Origin of the sequence: Limnohabitans sp. Rim28 (genome assembly GCF_000293865.2) — a bacterium.
In the GTDB taxonomy this organism is placed as follows: domain Bacteria; phylum Pseudomonadota; class Gammaproteobacteria; order Burkholderiales; family Burkholderiaceae_C; genus Limnohabitans_A.
The window spans coordinates 44,877-67,979 of the sequence record NZ_ALKN02000001.1 but is presented as its reverse complement, the minus strand read 5'-3'; the positions used below and the strand labels follow the sequence as shown (position 1 = coordinate 67,979).

At 58.7% G+C, this 23,103-nt stretch carries 19 protein-coding genes and 1 tRNA gene; 13 read left to right on the top strand and 7 right to left on the bottom strand.

Annotation, left to right across the window (positions count from 1 at the left end; genetic code table 11):
- The first annotated feature begins 41 nt into the window (after window positions 1-41).
- Window positions 42-132: transfer RNA gene (locus tag B472_RS00325), tRNA-Ser, on the top strand.
- Window positions 133-238: 106 nt separating this feature from the next.
- Here B472_RS00325 and B472_RS00320 read toward each other — a convergent pair.
- The 4 genes from B472_RS00320 to B472_RS00305 all read right to left on the bottom strand — a co-directional run bounded on the left by B472_RS00320 (window position 239) and on the right by B472_RS00305 (window position 3,797).
- Window positions 239-1,405: a branched-chain amino acid ABC transporter substrate-binding protein gene (locus B472_RS00320; protein WP_019427822.1), complete on the bottom strand. Its 1,167-nt coding sequence runs from the start codon at window positions 1,403-1,405 to the stop codon at window positions 239-241.
- A gap of 111 nt (window positions 1,406-1,516) precedes the next feature.
- Complete coding sequence (locus tag B472_RS00315; RefSeq protein WP_019427821.1) at window positions 1,517-1,780, bottom strand: hypothetical protein; 264 nt, start codon at window positions 1,778-1,780, stop codon at window positions 1,517-1,519.
- Window positions 1,777-2,211 carry a DNA polymerase III subunit chi gene (locus B472_RS00310; RefSeq protein WP_019427820.1) on the bottom strand — a complete coding sequence of 145 codons (435 nt, stop codon included), beginning with the start codon at window positions 2,209-2,211 and terminating at the stop codon, window positions 1,777-1,779. The genes B472_RS00315 and B472_RS00310 overlap by 4 nt, the downstream gene beginning before the upstream one ends.
- Window positions 2,212-2,234: 23 nt before the next feature.
- Window positions 2,235-3,797 carry a leucyl aminopeptidase gene (locus tag B472_RS00305; protein ID WP_019427819.1) on the bottom strand — a complete coding sequence of 521 codons (1,563 nt, stop codon included), beginning with the start codon at window positions 3,795-3,797 and terminating at the stop codon, window positions 2,235-2,237.
- A gap of 24 nt (window positions 3,798-3,821) precedes the next feature.
- Here B472_RS00305 and lptF point away from each other — a divergent pair, with 24 nt between their 5' ends.
- The 8 genes from lptF (at window position 3,822) to def (ending at window position 10,636) form a co-directional block, all read left to right on the top strand.
- The gene (lptF, locus tag B472_RS00300; RefSeq protein WP_019427818.1) at window positions 3,822-4,931 is read left to right on the top strand and encodes an LPS export ABC transporter permease LptF; all 1,110 of its coding nucleotides are present in this window, start codon (window positions 3,822-3,824) and stop codon (window positions 4,929-4,931) included.
- The gene (lptG, locus tag B472_RS00295; RefSeq protein WP_019427817.1) at window positions 4,928-6,034 is read left to right on the top strand and encodes an LPS export ABC transporter permease LptG; all 1,107 of its coding nucleotides are present in this window, start codon (window positions 4,928-4,930) and stop codon (window positions 6,032-6,034) included. Before lptF ends, lptG begins: the two co-directional genes overlap by 4 nt.
- Window positions 6,031-6,432, top strand: a complete 402-nt coding sequence (locus tag B472_RS00290; RefSeq protein WP_019427816.1) for a sirohydrochlorin chelatase — start codon at window positions 6,031-6,033, stop codon at window positions 6,430-6,432. The genes lptG and B472_RS00290 overlap by 4 nt, the downstream gene beginning before the upstream one ends.
- A gap of 35 nt (window positions 6,433-6,467) precedes the next feature.
- The gene (locus B472_RS00285; protein ID WP_019427815.1) at window positions 6,468-7,409 is read left to right on the top strand and encodes a CysB family HTH-type transcriptional regulator; all 942 of its coding nucleotides are present in this window, start codon (window positions 6,468-6,470) and stop codon (window positions 7,407-7,409) included.
- Window positions 7,410-7,416: 7 nt separating this feature from the next.
- Window positions 7,417-8,586 carry a pyridoxal phosphate-dependent aminotransferase gene (locus tag B472_RS00280; RefSeq protein WP_019427814.1) on the top strand — a complete coding sequence of 390 codons (1,170 nt, stop codon included), beginning with the start codon at window positions 7,417-7,419 and terminating at the stop codon, window positions 8,584-8,586.
- Between the two features lie 62 nt (window positions 8,587-8,648).
- Complete coding sequence (locus B472_RS00275; RefSeq protein WP_133176043.1) at window positions 8,649-9,659, top strand: alpha/beta fold hydrolase; 1,011 nt, start codon at window positions 8,649-8,651, stop codon at window positions 9,657-9,659.
- A 31-nt stretch (window positions 9,660-9,690) separates the two neighbouring features.
- The gene (locus tag B472_RS00270; RefSeq protein ID WP_019427812.1) at window positions 9,691-10,086 is read left to right on the top strand and encodes a 5-fold beta-flower protein; all 396 of its coding nucleotides are present in this window, start codon (window positions 9,691-9,693) and stop codon (window positions 10,084-10,086) included.
- A 10-nt stretch (window positions 10,087-10,096) separates the two neighbouring features.
- Window positions 10,097-10,636 (top strand): peptide deformylase, encoded by a 540-nt coding sequence (gene def, locus B472_RS00265; protein WP_019427811.1) that lies wholly within the window; start codon window positions 10,097-10,099, stop codon window positions 10,634-10,636.
- A gap of 4 nt (window positions 10,637-10,640) precedes the next feature.
- Here def and ligA read toward each other — a convergent pair whose 3' ends face one another.
- Genes ligA through smc form a run of 3 tightly spaced genes read right to left on the bottom strand, consistent with a single transcriptional unit; the run spans window position 10,641 to window position 17,398 of the window.
- Complete coding sequence (ligA, locus tag B472_RS00260; RefSeq protein ID WP_019427810.1) at window positions 10,641-12,782, bottom strand: NAD-dependent DNA ligase LigA; 2,142 nt, start codon at window positions 12,780-12,782, stop codon at window positions 10,641-10,643.
- A 13-nt stretch (window positions 12,783-12,795) separates the two neighbouring features.
- A complete protein-coding gene (locus tag B472_RS00255) occupies window positions 12,796-13,851 on the bottom strand; it encodes a cell division protein ZipA C-terminal FtsZ-binding domain-containing protein (protein WP_026039705.1) in 1,056 nt (351 codons plus the stop codon).
- Window positions 13,852-13,870: 19 nt separating this feature from the next.
- Window positions 13,871-17,398, bottom strand: coding sequence for a chromosome segregation protein SMC (gene smc / locus B472_RS00250; protein ID WP_019427808.1), 3,528 nt, complete (start codon window positions 17,396-17,398; stop codon window positions 13,871-13,873).
- Window positions 17,399-17,576: 178 nt separating this feature from the next.
- Here smc and dapC point away from each other — a divergent pair, with 178 nt between their 5' ends.
- From dapC to B472_RS00230, 4 genes are all read left to right on the top strand, one after another.
- Window positions 17,577-18,797 (top strand): succinyldiaminopimelate transaminase, encoded by a 1,221-nt coding sequence (gene dapC, locus B472_RS00245; protein WP_019427807.1) that lies wholly within the window; start codon window positions 17,577-17,579, stop codon window positions 18,795-18,797.
- Window positions 18,794-19,969, top strand: coding sequence for a succinyl-diaminopimelate desuccinylase (dapE, locus tag B472_RS00240; RefSeq protein ID WP_019427806.1), 1,176 nt, complete (start codon window positions 18,794-18,796; stop codon window positions 19,967-19,969). Before dapC ends, dapE begins: the two co-directional genes overlap by 4 nt.
- A complete protein-coding gene (gene prmB / locus B472_RS00235; protein ID WP_019427805.1) occupies window positions 19,966-20,844 on the top strand; it encodes a 50S ribosomal protein L3 N(5)-glutamine methyltransferase in 879 nt (292 codons plus the stop codon). The genes dapE and prmB overlap by 4 nt, the downstream gene beginning before the upstream one ends.
- A gap of 111 nt (window positions 20,845-20,955) precedes the next feature.
- Window positions 20,956-23,046 (top strand): ABC-F family ATP-binding cassette domain-containing protein, encoded by a 2,091-nt coding sequence (locus tag B472_RS00230; protein WP_019427804.1) that lies wholly within the window; start codon window positions 20,956-20,958, stop codon window positions 23,044-23,046.
- The last annotated feature ends 57 nt before the right edge of the window (window positions 23,047-23,103 follow it).

Genomic DNA, 23,103 nt, shown 5'->3' with positions numbered 1-23,103 from the left:
GGTCAAAAATCAAGGGATCCACTGCTACAATCTGCCCCTTCGGAGCGGTGGATGAGTGGTTTAAGTCGCACGCCTGGAAAGCGTGTGTGGGTTAATAGCCCACCGCGGGTTCGAATCCCGCCTGCTCCGCCAAATCAAAAAAGCCTGCACATGTGCAGGCTTTTTTTCGTCTGTGCTTGTCGTCAGGTGCCGAGAAGCACCCCACGGACATGCGCCCCCGACAAGCGGGGGCCGTCGATCAGCGAACCACAGCGATTTGTGAACGCTCGCCACCTTTGTAGGTGTACAGCGTCAAAGCGCCATTCTTGATGTCGCCCTTTTCATCAAAAGCGATGTCACCGGTCACACCTTTGTAAGTGATGCTCTTGAGCGCGGGCAAATACTTGGCTGGATCAGCAGAACCGGCATTGACCATGGCGGTGGCCATGACTTTGACCGCGTCATAAACATAAGGGGCATAAACCTGCACGTCGGCGTTGAATTTGGCCTTGAAGTCGGTACGGAACTTGTCCATGCCCACTTTTTGCTCGCCTTCGACACCACCGGCTTCAGCACACACCACGCCTTCATCCCGCATGGCGTCGCCCGCCAATTTGGCCAACTCCGAAGTGCAAATGCCGTCGCCGCCCATGAACTTGGCTTGGATGCCCAAGGACTTCATCTGGCGCAACATCGGGCCCGCCACAGCGTCCATGCCGCCAAAGAAAACGATGTCCGGCTTCTTGGCCTTGAGCGTGGTCAAAATGGCATTGAAGTCTGAAGCCTTGTCGGTGGTGAATTCATGACCCACGATGGCGCCACCGGCGGCCGTAACGGCCTTCTTGAACTCTTCAGCGACACCTTGACCGTAAGCGGTACGGTCGTCGATGACTGCAATGCTTTTGCCCTTCAGGGTTTCAACGGCGTATTTGCCCAGCGTGCCACCCAAGTGAACGTCGTCAGCCACCACACGGAAAGCCCCTGCATAGCCTTGACGGGTGTACTTGGGGTTGGTGGCCGATGGTGAGATCTGGGGAATACCGGCTGTGTTGTAAATCTGTGATGCAGGGATGGTGGTGCCCAAATTGAGGTGACCGATCACGCCATTGACTTTGGCATCCACCAATTTTTGTGCGGCTGCAGTGCCCTGTTTGGGGTCTGCTGCATCGTCTTCGGTCAGCAGCTCAAACTTGACGGTTTTGTCACCAATCTTCAGGCCAGCGGCGTTCAGCTCTTCAATGGCCATGCGTGCACCGTTTTCGTTGTCTTTGCCCAAGTGGGCAATGGCGCCACTGACCGGACCGACGTGGCCAATTTTGACAACCATCTCGTTGGAGACCACTTCTTTTTTGCCGCAAGCGGCCAAAGCAACGGCAGCAGCAGCCAAAGCCACCACAGTCAAAGAACGCGAACCAGAAAATTTCATAGATTACTCCGTACAAAAATTGCTTCAATCAAGCAAGCCTCAAAGATACTGCAAATTGAGGCACTTGTGACTCAGGGAAAACCAAAGTGACAGATTATGAAAAACACAGGCTCATGGCTTTGTGGGGGTGTTGGCCTTGTGATGCCAGGCTGTTTCCAAGGTGCGATGCACCAAACCTGCGGCCAAACGCTCAAATTCCGGACGGAGTTGCTGCAACAACTCGGCCGACAAAGCCATGAAGGCTTGTTTTTCTGCTGCACGGGCGTCTAAAGCGCACGCGACCGAAGACGGCACCTCGTCCATCTCTTGTGTCAAGGTGGGTATTTCGTCAGGCAAAGGACGAACCTCTGGCGTCGCATTCGATACAGCGTTCATGGCTCAGTGCTTTTGGATAAATCATGTTGCACCAGGTCGAAACCCAGGCTTTTGTAATGTTTCCACCGAAGACGCGCTTGGGCTTTGCCATGGTCGTCGCTGGAAACGATCTCGATCAGGCGCTGGAAACCCTCAAAACCTGAGGGCACGTCATCGCCGAGATTGACCAGCACGTCCTTCATTCCCCATGCCAGCGGGTCGGGACCGAGGCAAATGGGTGAGGCGCTTTGGACCTCGGGCGATGAATCTGAGGTGCAATGCGCCAAGAAAGCCACATCTTGGAAGCGCCACAGCTCGGCATCGAGTTGCCTCAAAGTGACCGGCGCCCCAACCACAGCAACACGCATGTTTTGAGAACGCGCTTTGCGCAGCAAGCGGCAGGTGTGCAGCAAGCGCTCGTGGGTGTTGAAGTGAAATTCGATGCGGATCATCAAATCGGTGGGTCAAAGGGTCTTCAGGCTTTTCGCAAAGCACGTGCTTTGGGCTTGGCGGGGACACGGCTGACGGGCGGGGTCGAGGGGTTCAGGCGCGGCCGTTTGGACTTCGCCACCAGTGACGGCTTGTCAGCGCCCGCAAGTTCGGTCAGGTATTGCAGCAGCAATCCCACTGGGCGACCCGTGGCCCCTTTGGCTGCGCCACTGCGCCATGCTGTGCCCGCAATGTCCAAGTGAGCCCAGGCAAAATTCTGCGCAAAACGCTGCAAAAACTTGGCCGCAGTGACCGATCCGGCCGCACGGCCTGCCACGTTGGCCACATCGGCAAAACGCGACTTGAGACCCTCGGCATAGTCTTCGTCCAAGGGCATGCGCCAGCAGGTGTCACCCGAAGTCTCCCCTGCTTGCTGCAACTGCAGGGCCAACGCATCGTTGCTCGAAAACAAGCCCGTGCGCACGGCGCCCAGAGCAATCACACAAGCACCCGTGAGGGTGGCAATGTCGATCACTGCCTGCGGTTTGAAGCGTTCGGCATAGGTGAGCGCGTCGCACAGCACCAAACGACCTTCGGCATCGGTGTTCAGGATTTCAATGGTTTGACCACTCATGCTGGTGACCACGTCGCCAGGCTTGACGGCCAGGCCATCGGGCATGTTTTCAGTGGCTGGAATCAGCCCCACCACGTTGAGGGTAGGCTTCAAGTAGGTCAAGGCCTTGAAGACGCCCAACACGCTGGCCGCACCGCCCATGTCGTACTTCATCTCGTCCATTTCTGGCGCGGGCTTCATAGAGATGCCACCCGTGTCGAAAGTGATCCCCTTGCCCACCAAAACAACAGGCGCTTGTGTGGCTGCAGCACCGTTGTAGCGCATGACAATGAACCTCAAAGGCTCGGCAGAACCTTGGGCCACCGCCATGAAGGCACCCATGCCCAACTTGGCCACCTCTTTGGGGCCCAACACCTCGCACTTGAACGCTTTGCCCTTGGCGATGTCTTTGGCAGCATGTGCCAAATGGCTGGGCGTGGCGTGATTGGCCGGGCGGTTGGCCCATTCTTTGGCCAACTCGACGCCGGAAACCAAGGCTTGGGCGTGTCGCACAGCGTTTTCGAGGGCCAGCGTGGTTTTTTCAGTGCTGACGGTCACTTGTTTGAGCAAACGGGTTTTAGGCTTGCTCAAAGTGGTGGTGTAGCTGTAACTGGCATCTGCCAGGCACGACAAAGCCAGTTGCAGGCCCTGCGACGTGACATCACCCACCACATGCAAGCCCAACTGTTTGACCTTGGCGGACTTGAGCGCGCTCCATGCGGTCTGAACGGCGCTTCGAATCTGGCCCGCTTGGTTTTGAGCAGTGCAGACCACGACCAAATGACGAGGCGTGATGCCTGGTTGGCAATAGAGCGTCAAGACGGCACCGGCTTTGAGTTCAAAATCGCCCTGCTCCATGGCTGTGGCCACCCAGCGGGTGACGGGGTCATGCCCCAAGGCCTCAGGCACCGTTTCACTGGGCCACAAAACGACCATGGCATCCAGTTGGCCCTGAATTGCACGGGCGAGAGAGAGCTTTTGGATTTCGAAGTTCATAATTCGGGTTTTCCTGTTTCGCCAATGTTATTCCATTCCTCATTACGCAAAGACTTGGCGCGCAACTTTGGTGCGACGCTTTTGATTCTCGTGACCATCGTCATGACGATCATCTTGATCCGCACCTTGGGACAAGCAAGTCGGGGCAGCGTGAACCCCTCAGAGGTTTTGCTGGTCATGGGCTTCAGTGTGCTGGGGCAAATGACCACCATCATCACCCTCAGCCTCTTCATCTCCTGTGTGGCCACTTTGTCGCGCATGTACGGTGAAAGCGAGATGGTCATCTGGTTTTCCAGCGGACAGGGTCTCGCCCAATTTATACGGCCCCTTTTCCGGTTTTCTTGGCCTATTTTTGTGGTGATTGGCCTGTTGTCACTTTTTGTCTGGCCCTGGAGCCATCAGCAAATCCAAGACTTGCGCCAGCGCTATGAAAAGAGAAACGACGTGGAGCGCATCGCCCCTGGCCAATTTCAAGAGTCGGCGGGCGGCAACCGCGTCTTTTTCATCGACAAAGACAGCCCGGGTCAAGAATGGGGCAACAATGTGTTCGTGTCCAGCCGTGACGGGCAGTTGGAAAGTGTGACCACGGCTTCGCAAGGACGCATCGAGATCGTTGGGTCGGACCGTTTTTTATTTTTGGAAAACGGCCAGCAATGGTTAACCCATTTGGACACCGGCGAGACGCGCTTGACCCAGTTTGAGCGTTACCAATTGTTGATCGATACCGACACGGCGCCCGATGGCGGTGTACGCAACAGCCGACAAAGCACCACGCTTCAACTGATCCAACAACCCAGCCCCAACAACCAAGCTGAATTGGCTTGGCGCGTTGGTTTGGTATTCACCGCCATCAACATGGTGCTGCTGGCCTTGGCCCTGTCTGCGGTGAATCCGCGTGTGGGCCGAAGTTACCACTTGGGGTTGGCCCTGTTCGTTTTCGTGGCTTATTACAACCTGTTGAATGTGGGTCAGAGCTGGATCAGTACGGGACGCGTCAGTGCGATCGGGTTTATTTTGGTGTTGCATGGTGGTGTTTTGGCGGTGTCCATGGTTTGGCTATCGTGGCGTCACATGAATTGGAGTTGGCGCAATGTTTTGCCTGATTTGCGCCATGCGAAAGGGGCGCCGGCATGAAAACCGTTCGTCGTTTGCTGTTCGGTGAAATCATCCGCGCAGTGGTGTTTGTGGCCTTGGGCTTTCTCGCGCTTTTCTTGTTTTTCGACATGGTCGATGAGCTGCAGTCACTGTCTCGCTTCGCCGGCCAGGGTTACCTGCTGCAACACGCGCTGCTTTTTATCTCCCTCAAAATTCCATCGCACCTGTACGAGTTACTGCCCATATCGGTTTTGATTGGCAGTATTTTTGTAATGGCACGCCTGGCGCAAAGCTCGGAATTCACCATTTTGCGTACGGGTGGTCTTGAGCCCTGGATGGCCTTGAGTTCCCTGCTCAAACTGGGTTTGATCTTCGTGGGCATGACCTTTTTTTTAGGCGACTACGCAGCCCCTTGGGCAGAGCGACAAGCCCAACAAATCAAAGCCCCCTTTCTAGGTCAACTGACCTTGGGGCAAACCGGCGCCTGGCTGCGCGAGAAACAAGGCAATCAGCAGTACGCCGTGAATGTGCGCCGCTTTGATGGCATTGACCAAATGGAAGATGTTCGCATCCATGCCTTCAACCAGACCGGTCAATTGCTGGCCATCACCCATGCCAAAAATGCGCAAATTCAAGCGGGGCAATGGCAGCTGCACCAGGTGAACCACAAGTCCATCACAGCAGGCAACACCCATCCATCGGTCCAATTCACAGCGGTCAAGACAGACCATGAGCGCTGGCCAACCGGCATCAGCTCCGACATGGTGGCCGCCGCCTTGCTCAGCCCAGACCGCATGAGCACTTGGGAATTATTTGGTTACATGCGGCATCTGTCCGTGAACAACCAAAACGCGCAACGCTACGAAATCGAGTTTTGGCGCAAGGTGTTCTACCCTTTGAGCTGTCTGGTCATGTTGGTGCTGGCACTGCCGTTTGCTTACCTTCACTTCCGATCCGGTCAAATCGCTGGACATGTGTTTGGTGGTGTTTTGGCGGGCATCAGCTTTGCGCTGCTCAACAACGTGTTCAGTTTCATCGGCAACTTACAAAACTGGCAGCCGCTGCTCACATCGGCTGCGCCAGCGCTTTTGTACAGTGCCGTTTCTTTGGCCGCTTTTTGGTGGATGGTGCTTCGGCGATGAACCCCAGTTTTGATTCTGGCACCGGTGTGGTGCTGTTTGCGCACGGATCGCGCGACCCCTTATGGCGTCTTCCGATTGATGCTGTGGCCGAACGCATGAAAGCCACCTACCCCGAATTGCCGGTGGCCGTGGCTTTTCTGGAACTGACACAACCCGATTTGCCCAGCACCATTGAGCAGATGATGAAACAGGGCTTGTCCCATGTGCGCATCGTCCCCATGTTTTTAGGCGTTGGTCGACATGCCCGCGAAGACTTGCCCGAGATCGTCCACGGCTTGTCCGAGGCTTACCCGCAGATGCGGTTCGAGTTGCTCCCTGCGATGGGTGAACATCCCGCCATGACCTCGCTCATGGCCCGCATTGCAGCGGGCCATGAAAATCCAGCAATAGACATTTAAAGCATAATTCAGGTCGGCCATATAACAATACGAACATGAACCTGCACCAATTTCGCTTTGTCCAAGAAGCTGCCCGCCGCAACCTGAATTTGACGGAAACCGCCAAAGCTTTGCACACCTCGCAACCAGGCGTGTCCAAGGCCATCATTGAGCTGGAAGATGAATTGGGCATCGAGATTTTTGCGCGGCATGGGAAACGCCTCAAACGCATCACCGAGCCCGGTCAACACGTGTTGCAAAGCATTGAATTGATTCTGCGCGAGGTGAACAATCTGAAAAAGATTGGCGAACAATTCAGCACCCAAGACAGTGGCACTTTGTCCATTGCCACGACCCACACACAAGCACGCTACGTGTTGCCCATGCCGGTGGCCAAGTTGCGTGAAAAATACCCCAAGGTCAACATCAGCCTGCACCAAGGCGCGCCCGATCAGGTCGCCAAAATGTTGCTGGACGATACCGCTGAAATCGGCATTGCCACCGAATCCTTGTCGGCCTACGAGGACCTGGTCACCCTGCCCTGCTACGAATGGCAACACGTGTTGGTCCTGCCTTTGGATCACCCTCTCACTGCAAAAACCCATTTGTCACTGGAAGACCTGGCCAGCGAACCCCTGATCACCTACCACCCCTCTTTCACGGGTCGCAGCCGCATTGACCAAGCTTTTGCTGCGAAGAAGATCACGCCTCGCATTGCCCTGGAAGCCATCGACTCGGACGTCATCAAGACCTATGTGCGGCTGGGGCTGGGTATTGGCATCGTGGCCGAGATGGCCGTCAAAGATGACCCGGTCAAAGACTTGGCGGTACGACCGCTCGGTGCTTTGCTGGGCATGAATGTGGCCCGTGTGGCCTTCAAGCGGGGCGCTTACTTGCGCCAATTTGTCTACCAATTTGCCGAAATGCTGAGCGACCGACTGACTGCCCCCTTGGTCGCACGGGCCATGACCGGCCATGTCAACGATTACGAACTTTGAAACTGCCATGAACGCACGCACGCCTGCCATCGTCTCCAAAGCGCCCAACATGGGCACCACCATCTTCACCGTCATGTCGGCCTTGGCCGCAGAAAAAAAAGCGGTCAATCTGGGGCAAGGCTTTCCGGACTTCCCCTGCGACCCACGCCTGCCTGCCTTGGTCAACGACGCCATGTCTGAAGGCCTGAACCAATACCCACCCATGACGGGTGTGGCCCCTTTGCGCGAAGCCGTCTCGCGCAAGATCCAAAGCCTCTACGGCAGGCACTATGACCCTGCGAGCGAGATCACGGTCACCGCGGGCGCGACCCAAGCGATCTTGACCATCCTGTTGGCCATCGTGCATCCGGAGGACGAGGTGATCGTGCTCGAACCCTGCTACGACAGCTATGTGCCCAACATCGAGTTGGCGGGCGGTGTGGTGGTGCGCGTGCCGCTCACGCCAGGCACATTTCGGCCTGACTTTGACAAAATCCGCGCCGCCATCAACCACCGAACACGGGCGATCTTGATCAACTCACCGCACAATCCGAGCGGCATGATCTGGTCTCAGCAAGACATGCTGACCTTGCAAGAAATCCTGGCCCCTACCAACATCGTCCTGATCAGTGACGAGGTCTATGAGCACATGGTTTATGCGCCAAACCAACACTGGAGCTCTGCGCACTTCGAAGGTTTGGCCGCCCGCGCCTTCATCGTGTCGAGCTTTGGCAAGACCTACCATGTCACGGGTTGGAAAGTGGGCACTGTGGCAGCGCCAGCGGCTTACACCGCCGAATTTCGCAAAGTGCACCAGTTCAATGTCTTCACCGTCAACACGCCCATGCAGCACGCGTTGGCGCGTTTCATGGCCGACCCTGCGCCCTATTTGGAATTGCCCGCTTTTTACCAACGCAAGCGCGATTTGTTCCGTGCGGGCTTGGCGCAAACACACTTCAAATTGTTGCCTGGCGAAGGCACGTATTTTCAGTGTGTGGACATCTCGAATTTGAAAGTGCCCGAGAAAAACCTCAGCGAAGCTGATTTTTGCAAATGGCTGACCACAGACATTGGGGTCGCCGCGATTCCGCTTTCGGCTTTCTATGGCAACGGGTTTGACCAGAAAGTGATCCGCTTTTGCTTTGCCAAACAGGACGACACCCTGCTCGCTGCTTTGGACAAGCTCAAAGGCCTGTAAGCCATGGGGTGGTCACCTTGAGCTTTTTGGCGGTGTTCAAGCGCACGTGCGGATCATGGGTCATGGCCTTGGCGCTCTTGGGTTTGACCGCCTGCGCACCCAGTCCGGCACAAGTGACCGCGCAGCCCCTGCGCGACCATGCCTCATCCTCGAGTGCCACAGCGCCTTTGCCGCTGCGGTTTGAACTGGCGAATGGCGAAAATTTGGCCGGACGCGTCTGGCAACACGCTCAACCTCGTCACATTGTGCTGGGCGTGCACGGCTTCAATGATTACAGCAAAGCCTTTGAATCCCTCGCGCAGCATTTGAGGGCTGAACTGGGGGCCACTGTGTATGCCTACGATCAGCGCGGTTTTGGGGCCAACCCTGAACCTGGCATTTGGCCGGGCACGGATCCGCTGCTGGCCGATTTACGGCGCATCTCTGCCCAACTGCGCTTGCAGCACCCCGGCTTACCACTGACGGTTGTGGGTGAGAGCATGGGCGCTGCCTTGGTCTGGGTGGCAGCCTCTGAAGCACCCGGCTTGGTGGCCGACCAAGTGGTGCTCAAGGCCCCTGCTGTCTGGGGTGCCAACAGCATGCCTTGGTTCCAACGGTGGGGCTTGCAATTCATGAATGCCGTGGCCCCTGACATGACATTCACGGGCCGTGGCGTGCAGTCGCTGGGCATCACCCCCACCAACGACCCTGAAGTCTCGCGCGACCTCAGCCGCGACCCGCTGTTCATCAAAGCGACACGCGTCAGCAGCTTGGCCGGTGTGACATCGTTGATGGGTCGGGCCCAAAGCCTGAGCGATGTGCCCCCGCAGCGCAGTCTGGTGCTTTACGGCTTGCGCGACCGCATCATCCCACCGGCACCTGTCTGCGATTGGTTGACGCACCTGAACGCCTCAGGCTCAGCCAGAAACACGCTCGATTTTGCAATTTACCCGGAAGGCTGGCATCTGTTGACGCGCCAGCTGCAAACCCATCAAGTGCTGCTCGACCTTGAGCAGTGGTTGGTGCAACACCCTCTGGCCACGCAGACCAATGTGCAACAAGCCCAAGTTTCGGTATGCGCCAAGCTGCCTTGACGCATTGAGCCGCTTTGGGATTCTTTTTCTGATGTCAAAAAGCGCCATTGCCGCCTTACTCATCGTTTTATGGATGATGTCCGCTGCTTTTGCGCAGCGCATGTACGACAGCACGGGTCGTTCGCTGGGCCGGGTGGAAGCTGAGCGGTTTTACAGCGCTTCTGGCCAATTCATAGGGCGGGTTGACGGTGAGCGCGTCTATGACAACGCTGGGCGCCAGTTAGGGCGCATCGACGCCAACAGGGTCTACAACGCCTCGGGTAGCCAAACGGGGCGAATCGATGGAGACAGGCTTTACAGTGCCTCTGGCATGCAGTTGGGCCGCATCGATGGTGATCGCCTCTACGATGGCTCAGGTCGTCAGATTGGCCGCGCCGATGGCCTTCGACGCATGCAGATGATTGTGTTCTTTTATTTTTTCATGTGAGTTTGCCAAGATGACTGTTCGTGACATCCTCAAAATGGGCGACCCGCGACTGCTTCGCACCGCAGAGCCTGTGACCGCTTACAACACCGCCGAGCTGCAAGCCTTGATCGCCGACATGCACGACACCATGGTGGCGGTCAATGGGGCGGGTCTGGCCGCGCCTCAAATTGGGGTCAATCTGCAACTCGTGATGTTTGGCAGTTCGTCCGTGAACCCGCGCTACCCCGGCAGGCCGCTGGTACCGCGCACCGTGCTGATCAACCCGGTCATCACGCCGCTGGGCCCGCAAGAGGAAGACGATTGGGAAGGCTGCCTCTCTGTGCCTGGATTGCGCGGGGTCGTTCAGCGCTGGGCACACATTCGGTACACCGGATTTGATGACAAGGGCAGTCCCATTGACCGCACAGTCGACGGATTTCATGCCCGCGTCGTGCAGCACGAATGTGACCATTTGATCGGCACGCTTTATCCGATGCGGGTGCGCGATTTCACGCGCTTTGGTTTTACCGACGTCCTGTTCCCGGACATCAGCGCTGCTGAAGACGATTGAGGCCTCAGGGTTTTTGACCTGTGATCAGCAGGGCCAGACCGGTATCGTCCAGCACCGGTACACCCAGTGCTTGGGCCTTATCGAGCTTGCTGCCTGCCTCAGCACCCGCCACCACATAATGGGTTTTCTTGCTGACCGAGCCAGCCACCTTGGCGCCCAAGGCTTCGAGTTTTTCTTTGGCCTCGTCGCGGCCCATGCTCTGCAAAGTGCCTGTCAGCACCACGGTGATGCCCGCCAGTGGCATTTCGGTCGGGGCCAAAGCATCGCCTTCAGGCCAGGTGACCCCTGCTTCGCGCAAGGCTTGCACCACTTCGCGGTTGTGCGGCTGGTCAAAAAAGGTACGGATGCTGTGCGCCACTACCGGGCCCACGTCGGCCACTTGCAAAAGCGCATCTTCGCTGGCCACCATGACGGCGTCGAGTTGCCCGAAATGGCGGGCCAGCTCTTTGGCCGTGGCCTCGCCGACATGGCGAATGCCCAGACTGAACAAAAAACGACTCAGGGTGGTGGTTTTGGATTTTTCCAGCGCTTCGAGCAGGTTGACGGCCGATTTTTCGGCCATGCGGTCCATCTTGGCCAGGGTGTCGAGCTTCAAGTGGTAAAGATCGGCCAGGGTTTTGACTTGATCTGAATCCACCAGTTGGTCCACCAATTTGTCGCCCAAGCCATCCACGTCCATGGCCCGGCGGTGGGCAAAGTGCCAGATGGCTTGTTTGCGCTGGGCGCTGCAAAACAGCCCACCCGTGCAGCGGTGGTCGGCTTCGCCCTCCTCCCGCTCGGCCAAACTGCCGCACACCGGGCAATGCGCCATCATGGTGAATTGCGGCGCTTCGGCTGGGCGGCAATCCAGCACCACCGACACCACCTCCGGGATCACATCGCCTGCACGGCGCACGATCACGGTGTCACCCACCCGCACGTCTTTGCGGCGGGCCTCTAATTCGTTGTGCAAAGTGGCATTGGTCACGGTCACGCCCCCCACAAACACCGGGGCCAGTTTGGCCACAGGCGTGAGTTTGCCGGTGCGCCCAACCTGCACGTCAATGGCCAACAAAGTGGTCATCTCTTCTTGCGCCGGGTATTTGTGGGCCACAGCCCAACGCGGCTCCCGGGTCACAAAACCGAGACGGGCTTGTTGTGCCAAGTCGTTCACTTTGTAGACCACGCCGTCGATGTCGTAGGGCAGCGCATCGCGTGCTGCCGCCATGCGCTGGTGAAAGGCCACCAAGCCAGAGGCGCCGGACACGCAGGACGTTTGCTCAGCCACCGGAAATCCCCAAGCCTTGAGCTGCATCAGCATGTCGTAGTGGCTTGGCCAAAACGGGCCACGGAGACTGGCTGGGGTGATGTCGCCCAAACCATACGCAAAAAAGCTCAAAGGGCGCTCTGCAGCGATTCCGGAATCCAGTTGGCGCACAGCACCCGCGGCGGCGTTTCGTGGGTTGACGAAGGTTTTCTCACCCTTCGCTCCCGCGGCAATCCGCTGACGTTGCCGCTCATTCAGTGCCTCGAAGTGGTCGCGGCGCATGTAGACCTCGCCGCGCACTTCCAGCACTGCAGGCGCATCCGGCGGCAAACGCAGCGGGATCTGCCCGATGGTTCGGATGTTGGCCGTGACCTCTTCGCCGGTTTCGCCGTCACCCCGGGTGGCCGCTTGCACCAGCACACCGTTTTCATAACGCAGGCTCATGGCCAGGCCGTCGAACTTGAGTTCGCCCACATAGGTCACCGCCGGATCGGCTTCAGTCAGTCCCAACTCTTTACGGATGCGCGTGTCGAAGGCCTCAGCACCGCTGGCTTCGGTGTCGGTTTCAGTGCGGATGCTGAGCATGGGCACGCGGTGCTTGACCGGTGCGAAGGCGTCAAGGATGGCCCCGCCCACACGCTGAGTGGGTGAGTCGGGGCTCAGCAGTTCGGGATGTGCCGATTCAAGCGCTTGCAGTTGGCGAAACAAGCGATCGTATTCAGCGTCTGGAATTTCCGGAGCATCCAGCGTGTAGTAAGCATGCGCGTGGCGATGCAGTTGCGTACGCAGTAAGTGGGCCTGCTCTGCAGGGCCCGAGATCTGGCCTTCGCCTGGGGGTGATTTTGGCGTTGAGGGCTCGGCAAACAAATCGCCAAACAGGTCTGGCGTGCTGGGGTTCAAGTTTGAAACCCGCTCAAGAGAACAAACGCCGGGCTTGAGGCGTTCCCGCAGACAATTCACGCGCATCGAGGGCGTCATAAAGTTGCTGCAAATCGCTGCCAATTTGATCCAGCGCATCGGCGTTCAACATCTGGCCTTCACCATCGGTGACCACACCATCCATGGCTTCAGCCAACAAGCGCGCGGCTTCACGAAGTCGGGTGAACGGTTCGTCTTCACGGGCCGTTTGAGGCACATCGAGGCTCAAGGTGAAAGAACGAATCGCCGACAAAGCAGGATCGTCGGCCAGCGCCGCGTGGCTGTCAAACGTCAATGCCAAGACCGGTGGCATGCCTTGTTCTGCGGCAGGTAAGACCATGCGACCGGGCATGACGCCCGGAACAAAACCCAAGCGACCGGCATGCTGCTGGATGTAGCCAGGACTCCAAGCCGCGCTGCTGGCACAAAGGGTGAAGCTCAACTGTGCATCGTGCACGCTCGCAAACTGATCCAGTTCACGGGCACGGGCCACCTCTTCGAGCATGTCGCTGAAACTGGGCGTACCGCCCACGGCATCGGCAAAAGCCTGGGTCTTGACCACAAACTCTGAAAATTCAATGTTGTTCAGGGCACCCATGCGGTTGGCCAACTGCACACCTGCCTGAAAAGCTGTGTACCGTCGAGAAGGAGCCAAGCTGTCCCACAAACCGGTTTCTTGTGACAGCCCCTCGACCGTGAACAATTTGCTGCCCACACGGCGTGTCAGTGGCAACGCCGCCAGTGCCGCATCACCCGACACCGCTTGGTCCACCTCGACCAAAGCGATCACATCAATCAGGGCGTCCAAAGCTGTCTTGCGCTCAGGCAAGGGCAGGCTTGCAAAACCATCGTCCAAAACGGGGTCTTGGCCCGCAGTGGGGTCCATGTTGATCTCGGGATCCAGAACCGGCTCCATGTCGCTGCCCACAGGTTCGCGCAAAGGGTCTGCCTGGCGAGGTTCGTTTTTGCGCGACGTCCAATGGTTGTAGACCACCACGGCACCCACGGTGAGCGCGCCGATCGCCGCCAAACTCATTTGCAAAGAACTCATCGATTCCAACATAAGGTCCTCAGGCCACGTCGGCCAATGAGACCGCAGACTCCATGTCAACGGCCACGATGCGTGAAACGCCCTGCTCCTGCATGGTCACACCGATCAACTGCTCGGCCATTTCCATGGCGATCTTGTTGTGGCTGATGAACAGGAACTGGGTCTCTTTGCCCATGCCCTTGACCAATTTGGCGTAGCGCTCGGTGTTGGCGTCGTCCAGCGGCGCGTCCACCTCATCGAGCAAGCAAAAAGGTGCCGGGTTGAGCTGAAAAATAGCGAACACCAGCGCGATGGCTGTGAGGGCTTTTTCGCCCCCAGAGAGCAAATGGATGGTCTGGTTTTTCTTGCCTGGTGGCTGGGCCAACACCTGAACGCCTGCGTCCAGAATTTCGTCGCCCGTCATGACCAGGCGCGCGTTGCCGCCCCCAAACAACTCTGGGAACATGCGGCTGAAGTGCTCGTTCACAATCTTGAATGTCCCGCCCAGCAGGTCGCGGGTTTCGGCGTCAATCTTCTTGATCGCATCTTCCAGCGTGGTCATGGCGTCGGTCAGGTCGGCACACTGCGAGTCCAAGAAGACCTTACGCTCTCGCGAAGTGTTCAGCTCTTCCAGTGCGGCCAAGTTCACGGGGCCAAGCGCCGTGATTTCGCGGAGGATACGGTCGATTTCGCCTTGCAAGCCCGTCACGCGCACTTGGCCTGCTTCAATCGAAGCGGCCACGGCCTCCAGATCGGCTTGCGCATCGGCCAGCAGTTGGGTGTATTGCTCAAGGCCCAAGCGCGCGGCTTGTTCCTTGAGTTGCAAATCGGTGATGCGCTGACGCAGCGGATCAAGTTCACGCTCGAAACTCACGCGGCGTTCGTCACTGGCGCGCAGTTTGGCGGTCAAGTCGTCGTAGGCGCTGCGGCAAGTACCCAGGGCTTGCTCGCGCTCGAGTTTCAGGGCCAAGACGTTTTGCAAACCGGCTTGGGCCGCAGCATCGGTCAGGCGGCTCAGTTCGTCACGGGCGCGCTGGGTTTCGGCTTCAATGCTGGCCACTTGTTGCAGAGCGGTCTCGATGGTGCGCTGGAGTTCAGCCCGGCGGGCGTCCAGGCTGCGCTGCGAGAATTGCGCTTCTTGAGCGCGGCGCTCCAGGCTGCGCTGTTGCTCGCGGCACTCGGCCAGCTTGCGCTCGGCTTCAATCACACGCTCGTCCAGCTGGGCGTGGCGCTCTTGCGTGTCGGCCAGCTGCATGTCCAGCTCTTCAAAGCGCGCCTCGGCAGTGACGCGACGCTCTTGCAGGTCGCCCAGCAAGGCCTCGACTTCAGCCAGGTCGCTGCTGATTTGTTCGCTGCGGGCGCGTGTTTGCGCCACCAGTTGCGACAGGCGAAGGGTCTCGACCTGAAGCTCGTGCGTGCGCGACTGGCTATCGCTGGCTTCACGGCGCACCGAGATCAAACGCTGTGAAGCGTCGGCATAGGCCGCTTCGGCCCGAACCAATGCGCTGCGGCTTTCTTCAGCGATCAACGTTTGGGCGCGCAGTTGCTTGTCCAGATTCTCGATCTCTTGGGCACGGCCCAACAAGCCAGCTTGCTCGGAGTCTTGCGCATAAAACACCACGCTGTTGAGTTGAACCGCATGACCGGCTTGCACAAACAGGGTTTCACCGGCATGCAGTTGGCTGCGGCAGGCCAGCGCGTCTTCCAGATTGGGGGCGGTGTAACAGCCTTGCAGCCAATCGGAAAGCAGTGCCAACAAACCGACATCTTGCACACGCAACAATTCGGCCAAAGGCTTGCAGTTGGCGGGAACACCACTTCGCGGCACGGCATGGGAGGCCAAGGGCACACTGAAAAAACTCAATTTGGCAGGGGGCGCGTCATTGGCCAAAGCGCGCACCATGTCCAGGCGGGAGACCTCCAGAGCCGACAATCGCTCGCGCAAAGCAGATTCCAGGGCATTTTCCCAGCCTGGCTCGATGTGGATTCGGCTCCACAGGCCTTCGAGCCCATCCATGCCGTGCTTGGACAACCACGGTTTGAGCTTGCCGTCGGTGCGCACTTTTTCTTGCAAGGCCTTGAGCGCCTCCATGCGGGCGCTCAAATCGGACAATTTCGAAGACTCTTGGTTCACGGCGGTTTGACGGCTGCGTCGGTCTTCGTCTAAAGCGGGGACCTGCGCTTGCAAATCTTGCAAGCGGGCTTCGGACTCGGCGGAAAGAGCCTCGGCTTCGGACAGCTGTTCTTGCAAGTTGTGCAGTCGCGCCTCGTCGGGCGCGGCCAGGGCATTGCGGTCGGTCAGCAGACGTTCGCGGCGGTTTTCGAGCTGGCGCGCTTGTTCTTCAACGTTGCGCTGGTCAGCGGCCAACACACCAATTTGCTGCTGCACTTGGACCACGGTGGCGCGTTGGGCGGTGGCGTCGTTTTGGGCCTTGCGCAAGGCCTCTTCCAGATCGGGCAAAGCCATCGCCTGGTCTTCCACCTGGGCGGCCAGCGTCATGCTCTGGTCTTCGGCCATGGCAGCCTGCTCTGAGAGGGTTTCCAACTCGGCCAAGGCGTCTTCGCGGCGGGCGCCCCAGTGGGCTGTTTGCGCCAACAATTGTTGCAAGCGCTGCTCGGCGCGTTGGCGACCTTCCACCACAAAGCGGATTTCGGCTTCCAGACGACCCACTTCGGCGCTGGCTTCGTACAAAGCGCCTTGCGCTTGGTTGACTTGGTCGCCTGCCGCGTAATGCGCCTGACGGATGGTCTCCAAATCAGCCTCAACATGGCGCAGATCGGCCATGCGTGACTCCAGGGCATTCACCGCTTGGTCCACATCCGTCTTCATGCGGCCTTGGTCAGCCTCAGCGTCACGGCGCTTCAAAAACCACAACTGGTGTTGCTTGAGGGTGCTGTCGGCTTGCAGGTCGTTGTAGCGACGGGCGACTTCGGCCTGTTTTTCGAGCTTTTCGAGGTTCGCGTTCAGCTCGCGCAGGATGTCGTCGACCCGGGTAAGGTTCTCGCGGGTGTCGGACAGGCGGTTTTCGGTTTCACGTCGGCGTTCTTTGTATTTGGAAACGCCTGCGGCTTCTTCCAGAAACAGTCGCAGCTCTTCAGGACGCGACTCAATGATGCGGCTGATCGTGCCTTGACCAATGATGGCGTAGGCGCGAGGGCCCAGACCTGTGCCCAAAAACACGTCTTGAACGTCACGCCGACGCACCGGTTGGTTGTTGATGTAATAACTGCTGTTGCCGTCTCGGGTCAGGACGCGCTTGACGGCAATTTCGGCAAACTGGCCCCATTGGCCGCCCGCACGGTGGTCAGCATTGTCAAACACCAACTCCACACTGGCGCGACTGGCCGGTTTGCGGGTGTTGGTGCCGTTGAAAATCACGTCCTGCATGGACTCGCCACGCAACTCAGACGCCTTGGACTCGCCGAGCACCCAGCGCACGGCGTCCATGATGTTGGACTTGCCACAACCGTTGGGGCCGACCACGCCCACCAGCTGCCCGGGCAGTAAGAAGTTGGTGGGTTCGGCAAACGATTTGAAGCCCGAGAGCTTGATGGAATTGAGACGCACGGTGTTTCGGTTCGTTGTCGGATCGTTGAAAGATCAGATAAATGGGTCTGCACAGACAGCCAGGCCCCAAAAGCATCAATATTAACTGACAGGAATGGCCAAGATACCTTGTGACAGTGCTTGGCGCCGCAAAAGCCTCTTACTGAAGTTCAGCCCGGGCATCCCGGATAATCGGGTCATGAACCCCCTTCTCGCCAAGCTGCAACCCTACCCCTTTGAACGGCTCAAGCAACTGTTCGCCAGCGTCATTCCCAACCCGGCCCTGCGGCACATCAGCCTGGGCATTGGTGAGCCCAAGCACGCCACGCCCGCTTTCATCCAAGAAGCGCTCAAAGCATCGGTCGCGACCGGCTTGTCGGCATATCCGGCCACTGCAGGGGAACCTGCGCTGCGCAAAGCCTGTGCCGCTTGGCTGCAAACCCGCTACCGTCTGACTCTGGACCCGGTCGCGCAGGTTCTGCCCGTGAACGGTTCACGCGAGGCCCTTTTTGCGCTGACGCAAACCGTGATCGACCCAAGCCGCCCAGAACCCACGGTGGTGAGCCCCAACCCCTTCTACCAAATTTACGAGGGCGCAGCCTTGTTGTCCGGCGCTCAAGTGCACTACGTACCCAGCGATCCGGCACGCAACTTTGCCAACGACTGGGACAGCGTGTCCGGCGAGGTGTGGGCCCGCACGCAGCTTTTGTTCGTTTGCTCGCCCGGCAATCCAACGGGTGCGGTCATGCCGCTGTCCGAATGGTCAAAGCTGTTTGCGTTGTCGGACCAATACGGCTTTGTGATCGCTTCTGACGAGTGCTACAGCGAGATTTACTTTCGCGAAGTAGCGCCTTTGGGCGGGCTCGAAGCCGCCCACCAACTCGGCCGCACGGACTTCAAACGCTTGATTGCTTTCACCAGCCTCTCCAAACGGAGCAACGTGCCCGGCCTGCGCAGCGGTTTTGTGGCCGGTGATGCCGCCGTGATCAAGCAGTTTTTGCTTTACCGGACTTACCACGGCAGCGCCATGAGTCCGATCGTGCAAGCCGCCAGCGTGGCCGCTTGGGGCGATGAGGCCCATGTGGTGGACAACCGCAACCAATACCGAACCAAGTTCGCGCAAGTCACGCCCGTCCTGGCCGAAGTGCTGGACGTGAAACTGCCCGACGCCAGCTTTTACCTTTGGGCAGGCGTGCCAGCGGGCTGGGAAGGCGACGACGCTGCATTTGCCCGAGGGCTTTATGAGGCTGAACACGTCACTGTGCTGCCCGGCAGCTTCCTGGCACGCGATTTCAAGGGTGGCAACCCTGGAAAAGGACGCATCCGCATGGCCTTGGTGGCCGAAACCGCTGAGTGCTTGGAAGCGGCCGAGCGCATCGCCCGTTTTGCGCGGGCACACCCTCAAAAGGACCCCCAATGAGCGACTCCACTGCTGTTTGCCACGACACCCTGCGCCTGGCGGAGCAACTGATTTCTCGCCCTTCTGTCACCCCCGATGACGCAGGCTGCCTCGACCTCATCACGCAGGCGCTCCAGCCCTTGGGCTTTGTGTGCGAGTTCATGGACTCGGGCCCGGAAACCTTTCGCGTGCGCAATCTTTGGGCCAAACGCGCAGGCTCATCGGGTCAAACGCTGGCTTTTGCGGGTCATACCGATGTCGTCCCCACGGGACCTCTTGCGCAGTGGGACAGCGACCCCTTCACACCCACCCACAAAGACGGGAAACTGTTTGGCCGCGGCGCGAGCGACATGAAAACTTCACTGGCGGCCATGGTGGTGGCCGTGCAGGAGTTTCTGGCCCAAAACCCTGATCCTGCTTTGGGCATCGCCTTTTTGCTGACCAGTGACGAAGAGGGCCCCGCGCTGGATGGCACCGTGGTGGTCTGCCAAGAACTGGTGGCCAGAGGTGAAACACCGCAGTTTTGCATCGTGGGTGAGCCCACCTCGGTGTTGCAAACCGGCGACATGATCAAAAATGGCCGGCGCGGCACGATGAGCGGCAAACTCACCCTCCAAGGTGTACAAGGTCACATCGCCTACCCCCACTTGGCCGACAACCCGATTCACAGCCTCGCCCCGGCGCTGGCCGAGTTGGTGGGTATACGTTGGGACGAGGGCAACGCGTTTTTTCCGCCCACCAGCTGGCAAGTCAGCAACATCCATGCGGGCACGGGCGCGAGCAATGTGATTCCCGGCGAGTGCGTGGTGGATTTCAACTTTCGCTTTTGCACCGAATCCACCACCGAGAGCTTGCAACAGCGGCTGACCGCGGTACTGGACAAGCATGGGCTGAAATACACGCTCCAATGGACCATCGGCGGATTGCCTTTCCTCACCACGCCCGGCACCCTGGTCAAAGCCATTCAACAAGCCATCACCGACGAAACCGGCCTCACGACCGAGCTCTCGACCACAGGGGGCACCAGCGATGGCCGCTTCATCGCGCAAATCTGCCCGCAAGTGATCGAGTTCGGCCCCCCCAATGCGACCATCCACAAGGTGAACGAGCATGTGGCCCTGAGCGATATGGCGCCCCTGAAAGCCATTTACCGGCGTACGCTGGAACAACTCAACGCGGGTCTGTCGGCATGAGCGGCTTGAAGCTGTCGGCACTTGTAGAACAATCTGCTGCCCGCTTAGACCACGCTCAAGTCGCCTATGGGCACGGCACACTCAACGCATTTGATGAAGCCGTTTGGCTCGTCCTATGGCGCTTGGGCCTGCCATTGGATACAGACTTGAACGAGGTCGCCGATCAGGCGGTGGCGGCTGAGCAGCAAGCCGCATGCGCTGCACTGATTGAAGAGCGCATCAGCACCCGGAAACCCGCCGCCTACCTGACCCAGGAGGCCTGGTTGCAAGGGGTGTCTTTTTACATCGACGAACGCGCCATCGTGCCGCGCAGCCTGATCGCAGAGGTGCTGGCCGACGGCACCATCGATGCTTGGCTGAACGCGCAAACCACCCAAGTGTTGGACCTGTGCACGGGCAACGGCAGCTTGGCTGTGTTGGCGGCGCTGGCCTGGCCTGAAGTGCTGGTGACCGGGGCCGATATTTCAGACGAGGCACTGGCCGTGGCGGCCATCAACGTCGAGCGACATGGCTTACAAGAGCGGGTGACGCTCGTGCACAGCGATGGTCTGTCTTCACTGCCTGGCCCGTTTGACCTGATTGTGTGTAACCCGCCTTATGTGTGCCAAGCCAGCATGGACGCCCTGCCCCCCGAGTACCGCGCCGAGCCTGCCTTGGCCCTGGCCGGTGGCACTGACGGCATGGACTTTGTGCGACAACTGTTCAAAGATGCCCCTGCTCGCATGAGCCAACACGCGGTGCTGGTGCTGGAGATCGGCAACGAGATAGAACACTTCTTGGCCGCCTTTCCAGAACTCGAAGTGGCCTGGCTGGACACCAGCGCAGGCGACGATCAGGTCTTGCTCCTCACCCGCGAAGCCCTGCTCACCCTTTGAAGGGCAAGCTTCAACCGAGATCGGCGAAAATAGCGGGTTATCCCGAAGCAGTTTCAGCTTCTGCGCTGACCTGGCCCCTTATCCCGGAACCTTTCCGGTCATTGCTTTTTCATGATCAACCTCAAAAACGTCACCCTGCGCCGAGGCACCAAGGTGCTGTTGGACAAAGCCTCTGTCACCCTTAACCCCGGAGAAAAAGTCGGCTTGGTTGGGCGCAACGGTGCGGGCAAATCCACTTTGTTTGCCTTGTTCAACGGCGGCCTCACCGAAGACGGTGGCGACTTTGACATGCCCCGCCAGTGGCGCATGGGCCAAGTGGCCCAGAACATGCCCGAAACCGACCAGCCGGCGTCGGACTTCGTGCTGGAGGGCGATACCCGCTTGGCCGAGCTGCGCCAACGTTTGTTGGCCGCAGAAGCCAGTGGCGACGGCATGGAAATGGCCCATGTGTACACGGACTTGGCCGACGCGGGCGACCACGATGCCCTGCCCCGCGCCGAGGCCTTGATTTTGGGTCTGGGCTTTCGGGTGGACGAACTCAACAATCCCGTCAACAGTTTTTCGGGCGGATGGCGCATGCGCTTGCAACTGGCCCGCGCGCTGATGTGTCCTTCCGACATTCTGCTGTTGGACGAACCCACCAACCACTTGGATTTGGACGCCCTGGTCTGGCTGGAAGCCTGGTTACAACGCTATGCAGGCACCATGATCGTGATCAGCCACGATCGTGAATTTTTGGATGCCGTGACCAACGTCACCCTGCACATCGATCACGCCAAGCTGACCCGCTATGGCGGCAACTACAGCGCCTTTGAAATTTTGCGCGCCCAACAAATGGAGCTGCAACAAGCCTCATTTGCCAAACAGCAAGACAAAATCGCCCACCTGCAGAAGTTCATCACCCGTTTCAAGGCACAGGCCAGCAAGGCGAAACAGGCACAAAGCCGCGTCAAGGCGCTGGAACGCATGGAAAAAGTGGTCCCGCTGCTGGCCGATGCCGAATTCACCTTTGGCTTCAAAGAGCCCAACAACCTGCCCAACCCGATGCTCGCCATCAGCGAAGCGAGCTTTGGCTATGTCGTGGACGACCAGCCCAAAGCCATTTTGCAAGGCGTGAGCAAATCGGTCCTTGCCGGGCAGCGCATCGGCATTTTGGGTGCCAACGGCCAGGGCAAGTCCACCTTGGTGAAAACCATTGCCCGCACCATGCCGCTGCTGGCGGGCACGCTGACCGAGGGCAAGGGCCTGAACATCGGCTACTTTGCCCAACAAGAACTCGATGTGTTGCACCCGCAGGACAACCCGCTGGAGCACATGATTCGTTTGGCCAAAGAACTGGGCCCGAACAGCGGTGAACCCAGCCGAGAGCAGGACTTGCGCAACTATTTGGGCACCTTCAACTTCACAGGTGACATGGTCAAACAGGCCGTGGGCACCATGAGCGGCGGCGAAAAAGCCCGATTGGTACTGGCCATGATCGTGTGGCAACGGCCTAATTTGCTGCTGCTGGACGAACCGACCAACCACTTGGATCTGGCTACGCGCGAAGCGCTGTCCATGGCGCTCAATGAGTTCGAGGGCACCGTCATGCTGGTCAGCCACGACCGGGCCTTGTTGCGCGCGGTGTGTGACGAGTTCTGGATGGTGGGCCGGGGCAAGGTCGAGCCCTTTGATGGCGATCTGGACGATTACCAAAAATATCTGCTGGACGAGTCCAAGCGCTTGCGCGAACTGGCCAAAAACACGGCCCGTGATGCCTCACCGGCAACCCACACGAATACCTCAGAAATCACGGCAAACGACAGCGCTGCGGCTATGCCTGCGTTGCACACCCACACGGCTGTCGCGGTGACCGGCTCAGCCGATGCTGCGCTGCCCATCAAAACACCAGCGCCTGCAATACCCAAGCTCAACACGCCCAGCCTCAGCAGTGCCGAACAGCGCAAGATCGATGCCCAAAAACGCCAACTTTTGGCCGCTCAGACACGCCCCCTCAAGCGTGAGCTAGAGCAAAACGAACAGCGCATGGCCAGCATCGAGGCCGAAAAAATGACATTGGAAACGCTGCTCACAACCCCTGTTTCACCGGCCGAGATGGCGGAGGCTGGCCGTCGCCTCAAAGCTTTGGCCGAAGAGGTCTCTGCGCTTGAAGAGCGCTGGCTCGAATTGACATCCAAGCTGGAAGAAACCTCGGCGGCTTGATGTCCAGCCGTGCGCCGTCAAAAGCGCAGGGGTTTGGGCAAGAAAAAAGCACTTTGA